A 2209-nucleotide genomic window follows, 5' to 3' on the forward strand; every position below is an offset into this window, starting at 1 on the left:
CAAGTTCTGCAGAAGAGATCAAGCCCGCTTATTCCCATCATCGCGAACCTCAAAAAAACCAACCCCAAACTCTGTGAGCAATTTACCTGAAATTTACTTGTCAGTCCGCCTCAGTGGTTTGTTCTGCCTTGTGCCAGTTCACTGTGTCATCTTCAAAACTAACGATCCAATCTCCGTTCCTCTTGACCTTGTCGTCGATTGGGAGGCCGTGAAGAAACGCGTGAGGATTAGCCGCAAGGCATACGATATAGTTCTTCGAGGGAGTCAGTTTCACATTGTGCTCTCCGGAGTAGAATCCCGTCTCGCCGATCTCCGAGATTCGAAAGTCAACGGAGAGCAACTGGAATTCGTCGCATCCCGTCACAAGGAATTGCCTCTCGTCACGATCACGAGCATAGACCTGAATGCCCGGAGCCACCTCGATGTTAGTGAGGCGCCATACCCACGTCTCCCAAGTGCTCTCATATCCATTGCCTTCTCGAAACGTCTTAAGCCATTCGTCATCCTGTGGAATCGGATCAGCCAGAGTGAATGATTCAGGAATGGTGAGGCTAAACGAGCTTCCTCCTTCGGCTCCGCCTGCTGGTCTACGCTCACTACAGCATGAGAGGCAACAGGCGAGAAGTGCTCCTACGGTGGTGAAACGCATTTTCTTGGCAGAACGTTTGAGGAATGGCGCGGCGATGAGAAGCTTCGAATTCAGCAAAGCGGCTTATTCGCCGTCGCCATGTCCGACTTGTTCGATTTCTTGTTGTTCACGGCTAATTTGCGCGAACTCGTAGGCATTAGACCCTGGAATCTCGTGGAACACCAAGAATCCATTCGCTGTAAAGCAAGACCGGGAGGGAGACTTGCTGTATGGCAGCTGAGCTTGTGACTCGGGAAAGTAGAAGTCGAATACCGCCTTCTCATGTTGGATCGAATCGACACGACAGAGTGTTGGTGATCCGAAACTACTGCCAGCACGCACAATGAATTTTAGGGTCGTGCCGTCGCTCTTGCCGAGTAGTGGCGCGAGCGGCACAACGGGGACGAACTCAAAACTATCTAAACTTGTGCCCTCTCTGGCGGAGTCGGTCACCCAAACGTGATCGACACCCTGAATGATGGGAATCGAGTCAGTCCGTTCAGCAACCTTCGAGAGGAACTCCTCAACCTCCCAGATGAAGTAGTAGGACTTTGAGCGGCCGGATAGAAGCCGATGCTGCTTCGGGAATAGTGTCTTAAGTCCTAAATCGGCAATCGACTCCTCGTCGTCGAAATGAAGTTGGACGCGGATCCTGCGCCTGCTCGACATGTCGGACAAGTTCACTGATATCGTTATGAACGGCTTGGGTATAACTGAAAGAGCGCTCCTCCCTCCGTAAAGTCCCGCCACTAGGAGATCATCACTTCCTGCAAGGCTATGATCACCAATGGTTGCGCGATAAAGAACCTCTTCACGGCGCTCCATAAGCAACATCTCTTGACGGGAAAACATCCGGTCGAAGGTGTTCTCAAGGAAGAAACGAGGCGAATACTCAGAAATGGGAATCGACACGCTCGATCCACTCCGCTCCGTGATGACTCTTACTTGGGAGGCGCTGTGAAGGCAGGGTCTCATTTCTTTATCGAACGTCTGAGAAATGGCGATCCCGGCCCTCATGGCGGCACGCCGATTCTCGTTGCCGGATTGAATCACCAGAACGGAAACGTAACAAGGCCGCTGTGAGGGGTCGCCATCTTCGGCTTGTTGTGCTTGATGGTTTTCGAGTTGCATCATGGGCGCTCGGAGAGGACGACCGATCAAACGACAATCCGCCCTGCCTCCCATTCGTCGATCAATGTGGGCACATCGCCTGCGAGCCTTCTGTATTCGCCTTCGATTGGGAAATAGGCGTGGACGCCCTCAGATCCGTCCAGCACTCCGAATTCGATTCCGTCTACACCAGGACCACCGATACACGTCCAATCCCGATTGGAATCCTGGAGCCACTCTTCAATCGGACGAATGAGCCAATATTGAACGGCATCGGAGAAGACTCCCTCGATGGGGGCTTTAACCTGACTGGCGATGTCTTCAGTCGGTCTCAATTTCTTGCACAACGTCGAAGGCATGGCGCGACGCCCGAACAATGGCGGCGCTCCGTGTCAGATTGAAGGGATTGAATCATGAGAAAGGAAATTCAACAAGGCCGCTGTTAGGCGTCGCCATCGCCGCCTTGTTCGG

3 protein-coding genes are annotated in these 2209 nt (G+C 52.7%); all 3 read right to left on the reverse strand.

Going from position 1 to position 2209, the window contains the following annotated elements; translation table 11 throughout:
- Positions 1 to 100 precede the first annotated feature (100 nt).
- Genes ACFQY0_RS21005 through ACFQY0_RS21015 form a run of 3 tightly spaced genes read right to left on the reverse strand, consistent with a single transcriptional unit; the run spans position 101 to position 2097 of the window.
- Positions 101 to 706 (reverse strand): hypothetical protein, encoded by a 606-nt coding sequence (locus tag ACFQY0_RS21005; protein ID WP_379716962.1) that lies wholly within the window; start codon positions 704 to 706, stop codon positions 101 to 103.
- Positions 707 to 712: 6 nt separating this feature from the next.
- Entirely contained in the window at positions 713 to 1762 is a 1050-nt protein-coding gene (locus ACFQY0_RS21010; RefSeq protein WP_379716966.1) for a hypothetical protein, read from the reverse strand.
- A gap of 23 nt (positions 1763 to 1785) precedes the next feature.
- Positions 1786 to 2097, reverse strand: a complete 312-nt coding sequence (locus ACFQY0_RS21015; RefSeq protein WP_379716969.1) for a hypothetical protein — start codon at positions 2095 to 2097, stop codon at positions 1786 to 1788.
- Positions 2098 to 2209: the final 112 nt, after the last annotated feature.

This window comes from Haloferula chungangensis, from assembly GCF_042664875.1.
GTDB lineage: Bacteria > Verrucomicrobiota > Verrucomicrobiia > Verrucomicrobiales > Akkermansiaceae > Haloferula > Haloferula chungangensis.